This is a genomic window from Clostridiales bacterium (genome assembly GCA_030016385.1).
In the GTDB taxonomy this organism is placed as follows: domain Bacteria; phylum Bacillota; class Clostridia; order Clostridiales; family Oxobacteraceae; genus JASEJN01.
Map to the genome: position 1 here is coordinate 1 of JASEJN010000002.1, position 16,935 is coordinate 16,935.

General features: G+C 40.0%; 13 protein-coding genes. 5 read left to right on the plus strand and 8 right to left on the minus strand.

The window, feature by feature from the left end:
- Positions 1-366: 366 nt before the first annotated feature.
- The 5 genes from glmS to cdaA all read right to left on the minus strand — a co-directional run bounded on the left by glmS (position 367) and on the right by cdaA (position 7,731).
- Positions 367-2,196 carry a glutamine--fructose-6-phosphate transaminase (isomerizing) gene (gene glmS, locus QME45_00540; GenBank protein ID MDI6617146.1) on the minus strand — a complete coding sequence of 610 codons (1,830 nt, stop codon included), beginning with the start codon at positions 2,194-2,196 and terminating at the stop codon, positions 367-369.
- 272 nt (positions 2,197-2,468) lie between these two features.
- Positions 2,469-3,815, minus strand: coding sequence for a phosphoglucosamine mutase (gene glmM, locus QME45_00545; GenBank protein MDI6617147.1), 1,347 nt, complete (start codon positions 3,813-3,815; stop codon positions 2,469-2,471).
- 242 nt (positions 3,816-4,057) lie between these two features.
- Positions 4,058-5,665, minus strand: coding sequence for a hypothetical protein (locus QME45_00550; protein MDI6617148.1), 1,608 nt, complete (start codon positions 5,663-5,665; stop codon positions 4,058-4,060).
- Between the two features lie 9 nt (positions 5,666-5,674).
- Entirely contained in the window at positions 5,675-6,901 is a 1,227-nt protein-coding gene (locus QME45_00555; GenBank protein ID MDI6617149.1) for a CdaR family protein, read from the minus strand.
- The gene (cdaA, locus tag QME45_00560) at positions 6,880-7,731 is read right to left on the minus strand and encodes a diadenylate cyclase CdaA (GenBank protein MDI6617150.1); all 852 of its coding nucleotides are present in this window, start codon (positions 7,729-7,731) and stop codon (positions 6,880-6,882) included. Before cdaA ends, QME45_00555 begins: the two co-directional genes overlap by 22 nt.
- A 310-nt stretch (positions 7,732-8,041) precedes the next feature.
- On the opposite strand from cdaA, the gene QME45_00565 reads away from it, so the two are divergent.
- From QME45_00565 to QME45_00585, 5 genes are all read left to right on the plus strand, one after another.
- The gene (locus QME45_00565) at positions 8,042-9,406 is read left to right on the plus strand and encodes a hypothetical protein (protein MDI6617151.1); all 1,365 of its coding nucleotides are present in this window, start codon (positions 8,042-8,044) and stop codon (positions 9,404-9,406) included.
- 90 nt (positions 9,407-9,496) lie between these two features.
- Entirely contained in the window at positions 9,497-9,931 is a 435-nt protein-coding gene (locus QME45_00570) for a ferritin-like domain-containing protein (protein ID MDI6617152.1), read from the plus strand.
- A 127-nt stretch (positions 9,932-10,058) separates the two neighbouring features.
- Positions 10,059-10,835: a DeoR/GlpR family DNA-binding transcription regulator gene (locus QME45_00575; GenBank protein ID MDI6617153.1), complete on the plus strand. Its 777-nt coding sequence runs from the start codon at positions 10,059-10,061 to the stop codon at positions 10,833-10,835.
- Between the two features lie 49 nt (positions 10,836-10,884).
- Positions 10,885-12,510: a polysaccharide biosynthesis protein gene (locus QME45_00580; GenBank protein MDI6617154.1), complete on the plus strand. Its 1,626-nt coding sequence runs from the start codon at positions 10,885-10,887 to the stop codon at positions 12,508-12,510.
- 235 nt (positions 12,511-12,745) lie between these two features.
- Positions 12,746-13,279 (plus strand): ECF transporter S component, encoded by a 534-nt coding sequence (locus QME45_00585; protein ID MDI6617155.1) that lies wholly within the window; start codon positions 12,746-12,748, stop codon positions 13,277-13,279.
- Between the two features lie 86 nt (positions 13,280-13,365).
- Here the strand turns inward: QME45_00585 and QME45_00590 are convergent, their stop codons facing one another.
- The 3 genes from QME45_00590 to arcC form a co-directional block, all read right to left on the minus strand.
- Positions 13,366-14,208, minus strand: coding sequence for a sugar phosphate isomerase/epimerase family protein (locus QME45_00590; GenBank protein ID MDI6617156.1), 843 nt, complete (start codon positions 14,206-14,208; stop codon positions 13,366-13,368).
- Between the two features lie 116 nt (positions 14,209-14,324).
- Positions 14,325-15,710 (minus strand): oxaloacetate decarboxylase subunit alpha, encoded by a 1,386-nt coding sequence (locus QME45_00595; GenBank protein MDI6617157.1) that lies wholly within the window; start codon positions 15,708-15,710, stop codon positions 14,325-14,327.
- Between the two features lie 158 nt (positions 15,711-15,868).
- Positions 15,869-16,813: a carbamate kinase gene (arcC, locus tag QME45_00600; protein ID MDI6617158.1), complete on the minus strand. Its 945-nt coding sequence runs from the start codon at positions 16,811-16,813 to the stop codon at positions 15,869-15,871.
- Positions 16,814-16,935 lie beyond the last annotated feature (122 nt).

Genomic DNA, 16,935 nt, shown 5'->3' on the forward strand with positions numbered 1-16,935 from the left:
TAATTCTTGTGATAATTTTTAAAATAAAGTCGGTTCCGAATAGGGATAAGGTGAAAGGAAAAAGGCATAAGGTTGCATTTTCTCATGTGCTTTTTCTAATGCTTTTTATCAATCCTGGTATCAATATTTAAATCAATATAGTACTCTCAATCTCTTTAAAATCAATGCCTTTAGCCGTATTCCTTAATCCTAACATACACCTTATCCCTCTCCCCCTAAAAATCAAAAATCCCGCAGCCAATCAGGATTTATCCTGCATCTACTACGGGATTTTGGAATGAACTTTATTTTTATAGAGCGAAGTTTATTATTACGGAGTGGAGTTTATTTGTATTATTCAATATGAACATCCCTGCCCGCTGTACATTACTCAACCGTTACACTTTTTGCAAGGTTACGCGGTTTGTCGATGTCACAGCCCTTTTCAGCCGCCATGTAATACGCAAGGAGCTGAAGAGGTACGACTGTTAGCACCGGAGCCAAAATCTGGAGCGTCTTCGGTATATAAACTACCTGATCGACTGCCTCTGCTATCTCTTTTTTATCATCGAATGCTATGGCAAATACCTTGCCTCCTCTTGTTGTAACCTCTCTTATATTGCTCAGCATTTTTTCAAAGATATCTTCCTGCGTCGCCAGAGCAATTACAGGAGTGTTGTTTTCAATGAGGGCGATGGGTCCGTGTTTTAACTCCCCCGCCGCATATGCTTCCGAATGTATATATGATATTTCCTTCAGTTTAAGGGATCCTTCAAGAGCAACAGCATAATCGAGTCCCCTTCCTAAGAAATATATATCCCTGTACATGTAGTGTTTTGATGCAAACCTCTGTATATCCTCTTTGCGCTTTAAAACTTCCTCCAACTTTTCAGGGAGAAGAAGCATCTCATCCCTGATGGTCCTGTATTCCTCAACAGTCATTTTGCCATCAAGCCTTGCAATGTACATAGCGATTATATACATGGAAATTAGCTGGGTTACATATGCCTTTGTTGAAGCAACTGCGATTTCCGGGCCTGCCCATGTATAGAATATATCGTCCGCCTCTCTTGCAACCGTACTTCCCACGACATTGGTCACGGCGATAACCCTTGCGCCCTTTGCCTTTGCTTCTCTCAATGCTGCAAGAGTATCTGCGGTTTCACCGGATTGGCTTATCACTATCATCAAAGTCTGCTCATCTATGATCGGATTTCTGTATCTGAATTCCGAGGCGATATCCACCTCAACGGATATCCTTGCAAGCTTCTCTATGACATACTTTCCAACGACTCCTGCATGGTAAGCCGTACCGCATGCGACGATGAATATCCTGCTTATTTTATCGAGGTCTTCTTTTGTAAGCTTTATATCGTCGAGTTTTATTTCATCTGAATTTGCCATTATTCTGGATGTCATAGTATTTTTTACCGCCTTCGGCTGCTCGTGGATTTCCTTTATCATGAAGTGCTCATATCCGCCTTTTTCAGCTGCCTGGGCATCCCATGTCACGTTATAAATTTTCTTATCCACATGTTTTCCTTCAGCAGTAATTATATTGACAGAATCCTTTGTTAAGACCGCTACTTCCTTGTCATCTAAAAGATAAACCTTTCTGGTATGGTTTAATATGGCAGGGATATCGGAGGCAATAAAATTCTCTCCTTCTCCGACGCCTACGATAAGAGGGCTGTCTTTTCTGACCGCAACCAGTTTATCCGGCTCATAGCTGCATAAAACTCCAAGCGCATACGAACCTTCTATCCTGTGAATAGCCTTTAATACGGCATCTACTATGTCTCCCTTATAGAAATAGTCTATCAGGTACGGTATAACTTCCGTATCGGTTTCGGTAACAAAAGTATACCCTTCTCCCGTCAGCCATTCTCTTAAATGGAGGTAATTTTCGATTATGCCGTTATGGACAACGCTGATCGTTCCATCCTCATTCATATGAGGATGAGAGTTTATATCGGAGGGCTCTCCGTGTGTCGCCCATCTTGTGTGTCCTATTCCCACGCACCCTTTTATAGGCTGCTTTTCAATCATTTTCTGCAGGTTGCAAAGCCTTCCCCTGCATTTTTCCAGTATGATTTTATTTCCATCAAAGACAGAAACTCCTGCCGAATCATAACCTCTGTATTCAAGCTTCTGCAGCCCCTCCATCAATATGGGGGTTGCCTGTTTATTTCCTATATATCCAACTATGCCACACATAGTTTAAATTTCTCCTCTCAGAATTAAAAGTAAATTAAATCCATCACCCATCTATTTGTCCCGGCAGTCACCCGCCGGCTTTGTAGATTACTCTCGGTGGTGATAAACACCGCAGGACAATCCGCTGAAATCTCGATAAGTCCCGTCCTCGTCAACTCTACCTTTCGGCAAGTCCAAGCGCTTCTTTGCAATCTCAAGCAGGCTTCACCCCCTCTATATTTAGTTTTACGGACATTACTAATTCATCACCTCCTTTCAGCGAGCCGATACTGCTATCTGCATCGCTCTTCAATAAGCTTTGCAAGATCTTTCGCAAGTATGTTCAATTCATTTTCATCCTTGCCTTCCAGCATAACACGCACAAGAGGTTCTGTTCCGGAAGGTCTTATAAGCACCCTTCCCACCCCGTCTAATTTTTTCTCTATATTTTTTATGCTGGATAATATTGTTTCGTCAGTAGTATACACATCTTTTTTGTCATTGCCTACTTTTGCATTATAAAGCACCTGAGGATATTCTATCATAATGGATGCAAGTTCAGACAATGTTTTTTTCTTTTTTTTCATTATCGACAGCAACTGAAGCGCTGTAATCAATCCGTCACCTGTCGTATTAAAGTCTAAAAATATTATGTGCCCCGATTGCTCTCCACCTATGCAGTATCCATCTTTAAGCATCTCCTCGAGCACATATCTGTCCCCGACCCTCGTCTTTACTGTATTTATTCCTCTTTCTTTCATGGCTATTTCGAGTCCTATATTGCTCATTACGGTTACGACAACCGCATTGTTTTTAAGCTTTCCGTTCTGTTTCATGTAATCGGCACAGATGGCAAGCGTAAAGTCGCCATCCACTATATTTCCCTTTTCATCAACGGCAATAAGCCTGTCTGCATCGCCGTCAAAAGCAAGTCCAACATCATAACCGTTTTCTACGACAAACTGCCTGAGATGCTCAGGATGGGTTGAACCACAGTTTTTATTTATATTTTTCCCGTCAGGATCGTTGTATACGGCGAGAACATCGGCCCCAAGTTCCGTAAAAAGTTTCGGGGCAACCGCATAGGATGCTCCCTGGGCACAGTCCAGAACAATTTTTATGCCATCAAGATTAACATCTATTGTCGATTTTAGAAAATCTATGTAATCTCTCTGTGCGTTATCGGCTATTTCCCTTCTTCCAAGCTCTCCCCCCGTAGGCGACGGAACTTCCACGCAGTTGTTCCTGACAAGTGCCTCTATCTTATCCTCGACCTCATCAGGAAGTTTGTAGCCATTTTCATTGAAAAACTTTATTCCGTTATATTCCACAGGATTATGGGATGCCGAAATCACTATCCCGGCGTCAGCCTTATATGCTCTGGTAAGATATGCCACGGCAGGTGTTGGGATAATACCTGCGCAAATAGCCTCACCGCCTGCGGAGCATATGCCCGACACAATGGCGCTTTCAAGCAAGTCCTTTGAAATTCTCGTATCCATGCCTACAACTATCCTCGGTTTGTGATCTTTTTTTGTCAGTATATAAGCACCGGCTCTTCCAAGTTTATATGCAAGCTCAGCAGTAAGCTCCTTGTTTGCGATGCCGCGGACCCCATCGGTCCCAAACATTCTACCCATATAGTTTTTTCTCCTTTTCATTATATTAAACCAAATATTACAGCTTTTATGATAACATAACAGGATTTCAATTTCAATTTCAAGAATATTACAGTTCGATTCGTAATATGATCTTATGTTATCTCTGCCTGATTTTAAATTACGAATCGAAGATATTACAAATGTGAGTGCGTATTATATTATTTGAAATATATTATCGGGAAAGAATCGTGTAAAGCATTTAAGAGTCTGCCAACGATGCTTTATCTTTTAAAAGGGGCATAAGTCCTCATTATTTCCTCGGAAACTCTCATGCCGTCAACTGCCGCTGAAATTATGCCTCCGGCATATCCTGCGCCTTCGCCTGCAGGATATAATCCCATTATATTTTTAGACTGATAATTTTCGCCCCGCTCTATCCTTACTGGGGATGATGTCCTTGTCTCTACTGCTGTCATTATGCCTTCCGATGCAAAGCCTCTTATCTTTTTATCAAAATCGGCCAACGCTTCTTTCATAACAGCGCATAACTCTTCCGGCAGGCAATTATTCAAATCATTGAATCTGTAACCTCTGGTATACGATGGTTTCACATTTCCCGCCTTTTTTGTAACCCGGCCTTTTATAAAATCATCGATCCTTTGCACCGGCGCCACATAGCCGCCTCCACCCATCCTGTATGCCGTTTCCTCAAGCCTTCTTTGAAATTCTATACCAGACATCGGGCCATTGCCTTTAAAATCTCGTATATTTACGCCGCATACGAGTGCACTGTTGGCGTTTTCGCCGTCTCTTGCATATTCGCTCATACCGTTCGTCGCCACCCTGCCCTTTTCAGACGCCGCCGCTACGACGATGCCTCCGGGGCACATGCAAAACGAATAGCAAGGCCTGCTATACTTCTTGCTGTGATATGCCAGTCTGTAACCAGCCGCCTTTAGTTTCGGGTGCGAGGCGAACTTCCCGTATTGTTCCTCATCTATCATGCTCTGTTTATGTTCCACTCTGAACCCGACAGCAAATGGCTTTGCATCTATCAATACGCCTGAGCCTGAAAGCATCTCTACCGTATCCCTTGCGCTGTGCCCTATGGCAAGTATAAGTACGCTGCAGTCGATATTATCCGTATCATTTATGGTTATGCCTGATATCAGGCCTTTCGATACTTTTATAGCTGTAAGCTTTGATGAAAAATAAACTTCTCCGCCGTACCTTATAATCTCATTTCTTATATTAGAAACAACTCTTTTCAGTATATCGGTTCCTATATGAGGTTTGAAGCTTGTCATAATATCCGAAGGTGCGCCTGATGCAACAAGCTGCTTTAAAACAGCATCGCATCTCACATCCCTTATCCTGGTCGTAAGCTTTCCATCGGAAAAAGTGCCTGCGCCTCCTTCTCCAAACTGTATATTGCATTCCGGATCAAGATCACCGCTTTTCCAGAACCATTGCACTGCATCCAACCTTTCATCTACGCTTTTTCCTCTTTCGAATATCACAGGTTTATAGCCGCTCTTTGCCAAAGAAAGGCCGGCAAACAATCCTGCCGGCCCGCTTCCTATTATTATAGGCCTCGTACTTAACTTGTTTTTCCCGTATTCTATTTTCTCTTCCTTAAAGGGCTCAAGATAAACAACATCCCTTTTATCCATCCCGTCTGCAATCTTGCGTTCATCCTTATCCAGTACAAGTTCTACAGAATAGATCAGCCCTATGTTGCTCTTATGCCTTGCATCTACAGATTCTTTTATTATTTTAAAGTCCCTTATATCTGAGGCGTCTATTTTTAATCTCCCTGCGCACAGCCTTTTTAACTCCGATATATCGTCATCCAGTGAAATCCTCAAATTATTAATTCTTAAAGGCATTTTTTATCCCTACCCTTTTGTTATATTGACTTTTACTTTTTCAGGGCTGACCGAAGTCACTGTAAGACCGTCCGGAGCATTTACCGTAACCGTGTAATCGCCCTGTCCTCCATCTGCCGGCGCTCCTGAAAGATCGACAGATGCCAATATTTCCGTATCGGATACGCTGCTTAATGCACTTTGCTGTCCGGATAACGTTACTTTCACGGTTTTTACCGGAGTTTCCGACGCTGTTAATCCCGACGGAAGATTAATATACTTAACCTGTACATCAAACGATTTGCTTACAATTGATTCCACATCTATACTTACATTTATCGTTTTGATATTATCCACTATCATAACTCCTGAAGGGATCGAAAGTTTAACTGTTTTCGTAATGCTTGACGTAATGCTGTCAAGGCTTACAGGCTGTGTATCGATGGAATCGATATCATTTATGACAGAGTCATCCCCTGTTATAGTAATCTTCGTAACCGAGCTTGTAATGCCTTTTAATAAGACTCCCTGCGGGAGTTTGCCCGTCTGCCTGATGTTGATCGGAACGTCTTTTGCCCTCTTAACAGGTATGGTTAATTCAACTGCCTGAGGGTTACAGGTTATTTTAGAATATTCATTCCCGGTAACTAACTTGCCATCTTTATCCAGAAACTGTAAAGTGGATGATAAAGACAAAGTCGATGATGCATCTTTTATATCGGCCCTGGCAACTACTGAAGTTATTTTATTGATAAACATTGAAGCTCCGCTTAAAGTAACCTGCTGCGGGTTTGCAGTCGCCGCCAGTTTGACATATCCCGATTTGACCTGCCCTTTAGTTTCTATATTGACGCTGGTATTTTTTGTAACAACATCATCAAGTTCCACAGTTATATACAATGGCTGGTTCTCGACCTCTATATCTATCGGTTTATCCTTTATGGTAACAGGTATGGAATTTTCACCCTTTGTTTTAGTACCTGATGACATATCGGCCTCTGCCTTGATATCCTGAGGCTTTACTGCCAGCACATCACGGCTTCTGCCTTTTATCGTTACATTTACAGTAATGCCGTTTATTTTGCTTACAGGCGTCAGATTAGCCTGCGAAAGAGAATCGATATTCACTATCTTTACAGGAACATTGGATATTTCGACTTCCCTTTCAGGATTTTCCACATTGGTTATATATACCCATAAAATTATTGAAATGAGCACTGCAAGTACCCTGAGGGTTATATCTTTTGCTTTACCCATGAAACCACCCTCTTCCAAATAGTAGTCTTCTTAGACATTCTGTGTTTGATAATCCTTGTCAATATATCCTTCAACCTTTCAGAGTTATAATTTCTTGAAAGTTTGCCGTTTATGGCAAGGGAAATATTGCCGGTCTCTTCCGATACGACAATGACTATTGCATCGGAGTTTTCCGATATACCTAACGCCGCCCTGTGCCTTGTGCCAAGTTTCCTGTTTATATCATAATTTTGAGTGAGAGGCAGAAAACAAGCGGCTGCCACAATCCTGTTATTTCTTATAATCACCGCTCCGTCATGGAGGGGCGTATTGACAACAAATATATTTTCGAGGAGCTGTGATGTAAGAAGCGCGTCCAATTTAACTCCTGTTTCAATGTAGTCGTTAAGCCCCGTTTCCTGCTCTATAACTATCAGAGCTCCTGTCCTCGATGAAGATAGATTGACCGATGCCTCGACTATTTCGGATGTAATATTTTCCACCTCTTCATCTGTGATGATCAATGGTTTTGAATAAAATCTGCTCCTCCCGAGGTGCTCCAGGGCACGTCTTAATTCCGGCTGAAATATTATAATAAGTGCTGTTAAACCTATCTGAATGGAGCCGTTTATCAACTTGTACAGCATATACAAGCCTACAAACTGGCTTACCTGCATTATAACGATTATAAGTATGAGTCCCTTTATAAGCGTTTCCGCCCTGGTTTCCCTTATGAGCATGAAAACCTTGTATAATATATAACTTACAATAAGTATATCTATAATATTGATAAAATTTATATGTTTAAGCAGGCTGAGCGTACCTGAAAAAGTCAACGATGTATCTCCCATATGACCACCCCTTTAACATGCTATTAATAATTATACACCAAATTTTTAGCCCATAGTATAAAAGACAAATTTTTTCAGGTGTATATTTTATATTTGAAGAATATTTATACGCCCAATTTTTTCTGCAATTAATAATATGAAACATGTTGTATTTAATATATTTAGCCATTTCTGACCTCATTATAATCATTGCCAGAATTTAGTTATCAAATCGAATCCTTTTAAATACTTTTCGGATAAAAAAGGATTTTTAATAATAAAAATAGAATTAACATAGATAAATTTTACACGTTGTAAGCAGGTGAAAACCATGAAATGTACGAAGTGTCAAAAAGAAGTCACGGGCGATCACATCTTCTGCCCTTATTGTGGCGAGAAGCTGCCTAAAGAGAATATTTCAAACAACGAGGGCATGATATTTGAAGAGTGCAAAAAAGAAATGGCCGATGAAATAGATCATGAAAATAAAACCTCAGAAAGCTCCGTGCCCAAGAATTTATCTATGAGAAAGCACAGGCAAAAAGCAGATGATGCATACTTGCATAATAGCAGACACAGCCGCACCGATGCAAGTGTGCAGGATGGCAAAAGGTCCCGCGGCGAAAAAAACAAGCTTCAGCATTTTGGGGAAGGCATTTTAATAAGCCTGCTGATTATATCCACCGTTGTATTGGCAGTATATTTTTCTTATTCACATTTTACCGGAATTGCTTCCAAAGAGTATATTAAAGAAATAGCCGGCATAAACGATCAAATAAGCAAAGCCAATAACGAAATGGCAAGTATTTTAGGCAAGGATGATAAAACATTGCCGGCAGGCGATATATCTTCAAAAGCAGACTCTTTAAGCAATACGTTTGGCAAGATATTGAGTGAAATGAATGATATTACTCCCCCTGCCAAGTATTCCTCTTTAAATAATGATCTTAAAGATACAATATCCCGAAATAAGGAAATATATGAAATAACTAAAAAAATACTGGATGCTCCTACAGGTTCCGATGCTGATAATGATTTGAAGACCTTAAGAAATACCGTCGATCAGTGTATGAATTCCTATACAAGCATACGTTTAAGTACAATCAGTTTTTCACTTCCTGACAGCATATCCGGACTTCCCCCAAAAATAGGAGAGTATGTTGATCAGAAAAAGAGTGATTTTGCGAAAGCTTCAGCGCTTATCGATGTGTTTTCAGACTACTTTAACGATATATCCAAATTGGTTTTGTCATATGATTCGGATATAGAAAATATGGACCAGGTTATAAATAATGCAAGGACATTTAAGACAATGAACTCATGGAATGCACTGTACAGTCTCATAAGTAAAAACAGAAAGGCGGTTAATAACATAAAGTCCGAATATTATAATATATCAGTGCCATCTTATTTGAAATCTTTTAATAGTGAATTCTCCGGTGTAATCAGCGATACATTGAGCTATTACAGCAAATTAAGGCTTGCCGCCCAAACCGAGCAAAACTTCAAGGCATACGGTTTTACATACATGCAGATAAGCGAACAGACTAAAAAGTTCGATAAGCTGTACAACAATGCAGATAGTTATAGGTCTTCCGCCGCTGAAAAGTATCATAAGTTCACAATTGATATGAATACTCAAAAAAACAAATATCTCAATGCAGATTATGTGGTGACGCTTACACAGCAGAAATAGATTCCCTGCATTTTCTTTAAAAAATATATCAAAGCTTATCCGCAATGCATATTATATATGGATATTTATATATAAATTGGGAGGATATTTATGTATTGTAGAATGGCCGATATGGTCAAATGCCCGCCGGAGCTTATAAATATGATTAAGGATGCTATGAAGGATGAACTTCATGATCATATGAAATATAAGATGATGATGGAAATGACCGATGACAGTGAAGTTAAAAGGCAGATCAATTTTGCATCCGAAGACGAAGCAAAGCACTACAAGATGTTCAAGCAGCTACTGTTTGCACTTACCGGAAGGGTGATAGATGTTCCAAAACCCCAGGTTGAGCATTACGACAACCTTCTGGATGCCATTAAAACAAGCATAGACGGTGAACTGGAAGCCGTCGAATTATACAGAAAAATAAAGGCACAGCTTCCTACAATGGCTATGAGGGATATGCTTTATGAAATAATTACAGACGAGCAGGAACATGCCACAAGGTTCGTTTATCTCTATGCCAAGGAAAAATAAATATAACGTTTTTGTCAATTTAAACGAGTAGATTTTCCCAGGAATGAAAACCCCCTGAGTATTATGGATATTGGGGGTTTTTTATCCTTTTTCTTTTGTGGTATAATGTGCATATGGAGGTGCTGCAATGTTAGCTGCAAACAGGCATGAAGAAATACTAAAAATGATAAAAAACAACCGTTATGTAAAAGTATCCGAACTAAGCAAGATATTCGATGTTTCGGAAGAGACGGTAAGGCGTGACCTCGATAAGCTGCAGAGCAGCGGGCTTTTGAGAAAACTCCACGGAGGCGCTGCCCCCGTTGATGCTCCAAAAGTAGAAAATGTAAAACCCATAATCGAAAGAATCGAGCAAAATCTCAGTGAAAAGAGAGTCATTGCAAACCTTGCATATGAGATGATAGAAAATAAAGATACGATAATACTCGATTCGGGTTCTACGACGTTCCAGCTGGCAAAAATACTTGATAAAAAAGTGCTGACGGTTATAACTAACGATATAAATATAGCATATACCCTCTCAACGAAGCAAAATATCCGTCTCATTATAACAGGTGGAACCTTGACGCAAAAATCCTTCGCAATGGTGGGTCCCGAATGCGAAAAATACTTAAAAAATCTAAACGTTAAAAAGCTTTTTTTAGCCACAAGCGGGATAAAACCCGATCAAGGCCTTACGGCTTCAAACAGTCTGGATGCAGCTGTAAAAAGAGCGATGATAGAGGCTTCTGAGAAAGTCATATGTCTTGCCGATAGTTCTAAATTCGGAAAAGCAGCCTTGATTACTTTTGCTCTTTTTAGCGATATAGATACACTTATAACTGATCATATAACCGACGATTCCTATATCGATTATTTAAAAGATAAAGGGGTAGAGCTTATTACTCCCCAGGGGAAAATATAATTCTTTGAATTTTCGGATACAGTTTATATAAAATAAAATGAGGTAAACCATGGAAAAAACAAAATCACCGACAAAAGGTTTTGCAATTTTGAGTGCGGCTGGTATTATAAATAAAATATTGTCCGTCGCATATTTGCCTTTGCTTATACAGATTATCGGCAGTCTTGGATATGGCATATACAGCGCCGGATATAAAATATATGCTTTCATATACATATTGACAAACTCGGGTTTCCCCATAGGCATTTCCAAACTTCAGGCCGAGCTTATAGCTCATGAAAATTACAGGGATGCAAGGAGAAGTTTCAGGATTATCAGGTTTGTGATGACCTTATACGGCCTTTTCATGGCTGTACTTACGGCCCTGCTTGCAAGGCAGTTGACAGGTGCAATACACTCGGAGAGGGCATACCTTGTAATACTTGCGCTTTCACCTACAATGCTGTTTACAGCCGTTTCAAGCACATACAGGGGGTATTTCAACGGGAATTCCAATATGAAGCCCACCGCGGTTTCACAGATAATCGAGCAGTTTTTGAATGTAGTATTTTCTCTAACTTTCGCTGTGATTTTTATGCCTTACGGAGTCGAGTGGGGATGTGCAGGCGCGACAGTTGGCACGACGCTTGGAGCTCTCTCAAGCGCTCTGTATTTAAAGCACACATATAACAGAAGCGCCCATATGCTGCACAGGAAGACATCCGAGGATATCGGGAGGCTTTCATATAGTGCGATCATAAAAAAGTTCTTATTTTATGCGGTTCCGATTGCAATTAATTCGGTAGTCGTTTTCGGAGGGGATCTTGTAGATCTAGCAAATACGCAATCCAGGCTGCTGGCATCCGGATTTTCGGCAAAAGATGCATATATTAAATACGGCCTATTGAACAAGTATTCTTCCCTTTTAAACGTACCCCTTGCGATAACGTCGGCGCTTTACATCGCCGTTATGCCTTCGTTCAGCGCCGCGCTTGCCCTTAACGATACCAAGCGGCTTAAATATAACATAAACGAAGCTTTCAGGATCTCGCTCTCGATATCTATACCGGCCGCGACGGGCCTTACTATACTTAGCAAGCCGATATTTTTGATGCTGTTTTCGAGATATTCGGACGGATGGTATCTTATGGCTTACGGAGCCGTTGTGGTTATATTGTTTTCTATTGTGCAAATACAGGCCGGCATACTCCAATCGGTTAACAAAACCCAGCTTTCTACATTTTCGATGCTCATAGGAATATTTATAAAGATTTTTATCAACTACTATCTCATTTCGATACCTTCTTTAAATGTAATGGGCGCGGTGATTGGAACTATCGTCTGCTTTATAATAGTGATATATCTTAACAGGATATTTATAAAAAAGCATCTTCCTGTAAAGGTTTCATTTAAAAGGTATATGGGAAGGCCTGCCATATCATCGGCTGTCATGGCCTTAACTGCAGGCATAACATATAAATTGTTTTACATGATTCTTGGGTTTATCAAAAGTCCGTACCTGATAAATGCCATATCTACGATTTTAGCTGTCATCATAGGGATTTCATCCTATGTGATTGTAATGATCAAGGTTGGGGGGTTATCTTTAGATGACCTTAACACGCTGCCGCACAGCAGAAGCATTAAAAAATTCATACCTCCCTTTATATTATCCATGGTAAAAGATCAAAAGTAATAGCCGTCTATACCTTCTGTATCCGTTAATAGCTTCGATTTGTAAACAATAATAACTTCGATTCGCAATTTGAAATCAGGCATAAATAGGATTATGTTATTTTGAGCGACGAATGAGTGTTCAAAATAACATAAGCTCATATTACGAATCGAAGCAATAATAAATTTATGCTTTATAAATATAAAAATATATACTATAATAGTTAAAAATATCTTAAAAAAGGATGATGTAAATAATGGAAAAAAGCAATCATATTATAAAATCTATAGTATATACGGCGCTTTCAATCGCAATGGTAACTATTTTAACAGTGGTAATACGAATTCCCTCAGTACGCGGAGGATATGTAAATTTCGGAGACATAATGATATTTGTAACAGCAGTTATGCTGGGAAAAAGAACTGGGTTCCTTGCCGGGAGCTTTGGCTCCGCCCTTGCGGACCTATTGAGCGGTTATCCTGAGTACGCTATCGCCACATTTATAATAAAGGGCATCGAAGGCTTATTATGCGGGACTATTGCAGGCAGAAGAGAAAACACACCTGTGTCCAGGCTGTCTGTCGCTGCAGCTTTTTCTGCCTTGTGGATGGTTGCAGGATACTTTTTATTTGAATATACAATAGGAGGCTATTTGTTCGCCAACAAAGGCTTCGGCATAACGATGGCAATTGCAGACCTTCCCGGCAATCTGGTACAGGGCGCCGTCTGTGCGGTGGTCGCGGTTCCTTTTATACTGGCAATAAAAAAGACGGGGATAAAGTTGAATTAAGCGATAATGGTACGGGCCGCATGATGCGGCCCGTACCATTATCATTTCACTGCGTATACTTGCATTTTCACATCTATTGTTTGTGCTTATGCTATTTTCCACAAATTCTTTATATATTTTATTGAAAGCAGGCTTTCCTTTTCTATATCGTCGAAACCGCATTCAAGGGATATTGTTTTGTCATAATTTATTTCTTTCAAAATGCCGAAAAGTTTTTTAAAATCCATTCCATCTGAAATTTTTCCCGGATATGATCTGTTTTTATCGGATATATGGATATGAAATATTTTTTCTTTAACTTTTTTAAGTATTTCCGTATTTTCATTTTCCATATACATATGGTATGAATCGGCAAGCACGCCGACATGCGGCAAATCAACCTTTTCAGATATCCTGAAAGCCTCACTCACCGTATTTATCATGTTTGTTTCCATTCGGTTTAGGGGTTCTATTGCTACAGTAAGCCCATTATAGGATCCATATTTTTCACAAATGTTCAAAAATACAATAATTTGCTCTTCTGCTTTTTCCATAGAAAAATTATCCGGCACTTTCCTGGAAGCTCCGCTCCCGAAAACAATGCACTTCCCTCCGACGCCTTTAATCCGCTCCATAGCTTTCTCTATGTATTTTTCAATTTCTCCATAATCCACATTATCCCCCACCAGTTTTAATGTGGACGGTATAAAGCAATTAAAAGTCGGAACTTTTATACCGCATGCTCTTATGGCTTCAGAGACAATGGCATAATCATCTTCACTGATATTTACGATGGAACCTGTATTAAGTTCGATATAATCAAAACCATTTCCTAAAAGTTTCAAGACCCCGTCTTTAAAACACATGGCTGCTTGTTTTATATCAGCGCTTCCGCCCGAAGGCCGCGGTCCAAAGGAATACAAGGATAAGCAGCATCCGTACTTTACCATTTTATATTTCCTCCTGTACACAAAATAGAGTTAAGTTAAAGAGAACTGCCACACAGCAAAATATCAAGTTCGTTATGCAGAACAGTTCTCTTTAATAATATAAGGCAAATAGACTTTTATACCTCTGCTACATCTACTTTTTTATAAACAGACTCAAGAAACTTTTCTCTTCTCTTTTCAAGGAAAGGTTTTGCAACCTGCGGGAACATCAAGTATGACAGTACATCCTCATCGCACTCTGCAAGCTTTCCAAGCTCCTTCTTCGCATTTTCAAATGCAGGTTTTAGCGTATCTGCATACCTGCCTGCGTAAGGTTTTTCTCCATTCAATACCTTGTTTCTCAATTCTTCATTTATAACTCCAGGTGCTTTTCCGTATTCTCCCCTTAAGTATGCTTTTACTTCTTTCAAAACCATTTTATATCTTTTGCCTGTTATAACATTCAGCACCGACTGAGTTCCTACAATCTGGCTTGTCGGCGTTACAAGCGGCGGATAACCCAAATCTTTCCTTACATTCGGTATCTCCTGCAACACTTCAGTAAGCCTGTTTAAAGCATTCTGCTGTTTCAACTGTGAAATCAGATTTGAAAGCATGCCGCCCGGCACCTGATATTTCAATGCCCTCGTATCGACGGTTAATACCTTTGGATCCAGCAGACCGGATTTTAAATATTCCTGCCTTACATCCTTGAAGTAATCGCTTATATCATTTATAACATCAATATTTAGTCCTGTTTCACGTCCCATATCAACAGCAGCATAATACAAAGACTCTGTAGTAGGTTGACTGGTCCCTGTCGAAAATGGTGCAATGGCTGTATCGATTCCATCGACTCCTGCCCTCATGGCTTCATAGTAGCTCATCTGCGCAACACCTGTGGTGCAGTGCGAGTGCAGGTATACAGGAAGCCCAACGGATTCTTTAAGGGCTTTTACCAGCTCATAGCATACATGAGGCAGAAGCAAACCGGACATATCTTTTATGCATATGGAATCCGCACCCATTTCCTTCAAAACCTGTGCATATTTTATAAAATGTTCAACATTATGCACCGGGCTTACTGTATATGATATAGTACCCTGTGCATGAGCGCCTGCCTCTTTTGTGGCTTTCATGGCAGTTTCGAGATTTTCCGCGTCATTTAACGCATCAAAAATCCTTATTATATCCACACCATTTTCAACTGCTTTTGTCACAAATTTTCTAACGACATCATCAGGATAATGCTTATAACCGAGGATATTTTGGCCTCTTAAAAGCATCTGTATCTTCGTATTCTTTATATGCTTTTTTATAGTCCTGAGTCTGACCCATGGGTCCTCATCCAGAAACCTGAGGCAAGAATCAAAAGTCGCACCGCCCCAGGCCTCTACAGAGTAATATCCTGCTTGATCTATCTTATCAAGAACAGGGAGCATTTTTGACAAAGGAAGCCTTGTTGCGATTAATGACTGGTTAGCATCTCTTAATACAGTTTCTGTAAAATTTATTTTAGACATAACATAATCCCTCCCAAAAATAGATTTACTATCTATATTATACTAATAAAACAATAGAATTCAAACCATCTTTTGACTCGGGCATATCGGGATTATTTGAAGAATATTATCAAAAGAGCATTGCTAAAGGGCTTTATAGTCTGTAATTTTAATCGATTTTACTTTACAATATGCGTTCCGGCCATACCTTCAAGCGCCTTGACGGCTGTATCGAGAGATGTGATTATCGCATTTCTGCCGCCTTTTTCAATAAACCTCCTGCATGCCTCGACTTTCGGTCCCATGCTTCCTGCTTTGAACTGTCCTTCAGATTGGTACTTTTTTATTTCTTCGATGCTAACAGTATCAAGGGCCCTCTGATTGTCCTTTTTAAAATTTACGTATACTTTGGGAACATCCGTAAGTATTATCAATGTATCGGCATCCAAATTTAAAGCAAGCAATTCCCCGCTGAAATCTTTGTCGACGACGGCTTCCACGCCCTTATATGTTCCTTTCTCTTCTACCACAGGTATTCCGCCGCCTCCATTTGCAATCACTATACATCCACTATTTATCAGGCTTAATATAGCATCAAGTTCCACGATCTTTACAGGTTTAGGTGACGGGACAACTCTTCTGAAACCTCTTCCTGCGTCTTCAACCCATTTTTCACCTTTTTCCTTTTCAGCTTTTTTTGCATACTCCTCCGGGTAAAACGGTCCAACGGGCTTTGTCGGATTCTTGAAGGCGGGATCATTTTTATCCACAACCACCTGTGTAACCAAGGTAACAACATGCCTTTCAATGCCCATGCCGTTCAATACATTTTTGAGCTGCTGCTGTATCATATAACCTATAAGTCCCTGGCTTTCAGCACCGCATATGTCAAGCGGCATAGCAGGTACATTACAGGCACCCGTGCTATTCTGTACGAGTATATTCCCAACCTGCGGACCGTTCCCATGGGTTACTATTATATTGCATCCCATCTTTATCATTTCAGCAATTTGTATGCAGGTTTTATTTACATTTTTAATCTGCTCTATGTCAGTCCCCTTTTGCCCGGGCTGTAGTATGGCATTTCCTCCTAAAGCCACGACAATCGTCCTTTTGCAGTCCATTTTTTTTGTCCCCCTATTTTTCATTCTGTTTATATTCTGTGCATAATTTTCCTCATGATACTGCTCCTATAAAAATAGGACAATTTCCATTGTATACCTCTTGTCAAAATATTTCATTATAT

Excerpts from the sequence above, each read along its gene's own strand:
- glmS (MDI6617146.1), bottom strand. The coding sequence starts at position 2,196 with ATGTGTGGCATAGTTGGATATATAGGAAATAAACAGGCAACCCCCATA.
- glmM (MDI6617147.1), bottom strand. The coding sequence starts at position 3,815 with ATGGGTAGAATGTTTGGGACCGATGGGGTCCGCGGCATCGCAAACAAG.
- QME45_00550 (MDI6617148.1), bottom strand. The coding sequence starts at position 5,665 with ATGCCTTTAAGAATTAATAATTTGAGGATTTCACTGGATGACGATATA.
- QME45_00555 (MDI6617149.1), bottom strand. The coding sequence starts at position 6,901 with ATGGGTAAAGCAAAAGATATAACCCTCAGGGTACTTGCAGTGCTCATT.
- cdaA (MDI6617150.1), bottom strand. The coding sequence starts at position 7,731 with ATGGGAGATACATCGTTGACTTTTTCAGGTACGCTCAGCCTGCTTAAA.
- QME45_00565 (MDI6617151.1), top strand. The coding sequence starts at position 8,042 with ATGAAATGTACGAAGTGTCAAAAAGAAGTCACGGGCGATCACATCTTC.
- QME45_00570 (MDI6617152.1), top strand. The coding sequence starts at position 9,497 with ATGTATTGTAGAATGGCCGATATGGTCAAATGCCCGCCGGAGCTTATA.
- QME45_00575 (MDI6617153.1), top strand. The coding sequence starts at position 10,059 with ATGTTAGCTGCAAACAGGCATGAAGAAATACTAAAAATGATAAAAAAC.
- QME45_00580 (MDI6617154.1), top strand. The coding sequence starts at position 10,885 with ATGGAAAAAACAAAATCACCGACAAAAGGTTTTGCAATTTTGAGTGCG.
- QME45_00585 (MDI6617155.1), top strand. The coding sequence starts at position 12,746 with ATGGAAAAAAGCAATCATATTATAAAATCTATAGTATATACGGCGCTT.
- QME45_00590 (MDI6617156.1), bottom strand. The coding sequence starts at position 14,208 with ATGGTAAAGTACGGATGCTGCTTATCCTTGTATTCCTTTGGACCGCGG.
- QME45_00595 (MDI6617157.1), bottom strand. The coding sequence starts at position 15,710 with ATGTCTAAAATAAATTTTACAGAAACTGTATTAAGAGATGCTAACCAG.
- arcC (MDI6617158.1), bottom strand. The coding sequence starts at position 16,813 with ATGGACTGCAAAAGGACGATTGTCGTGGCTTTAGGAGGAAATGCCATA.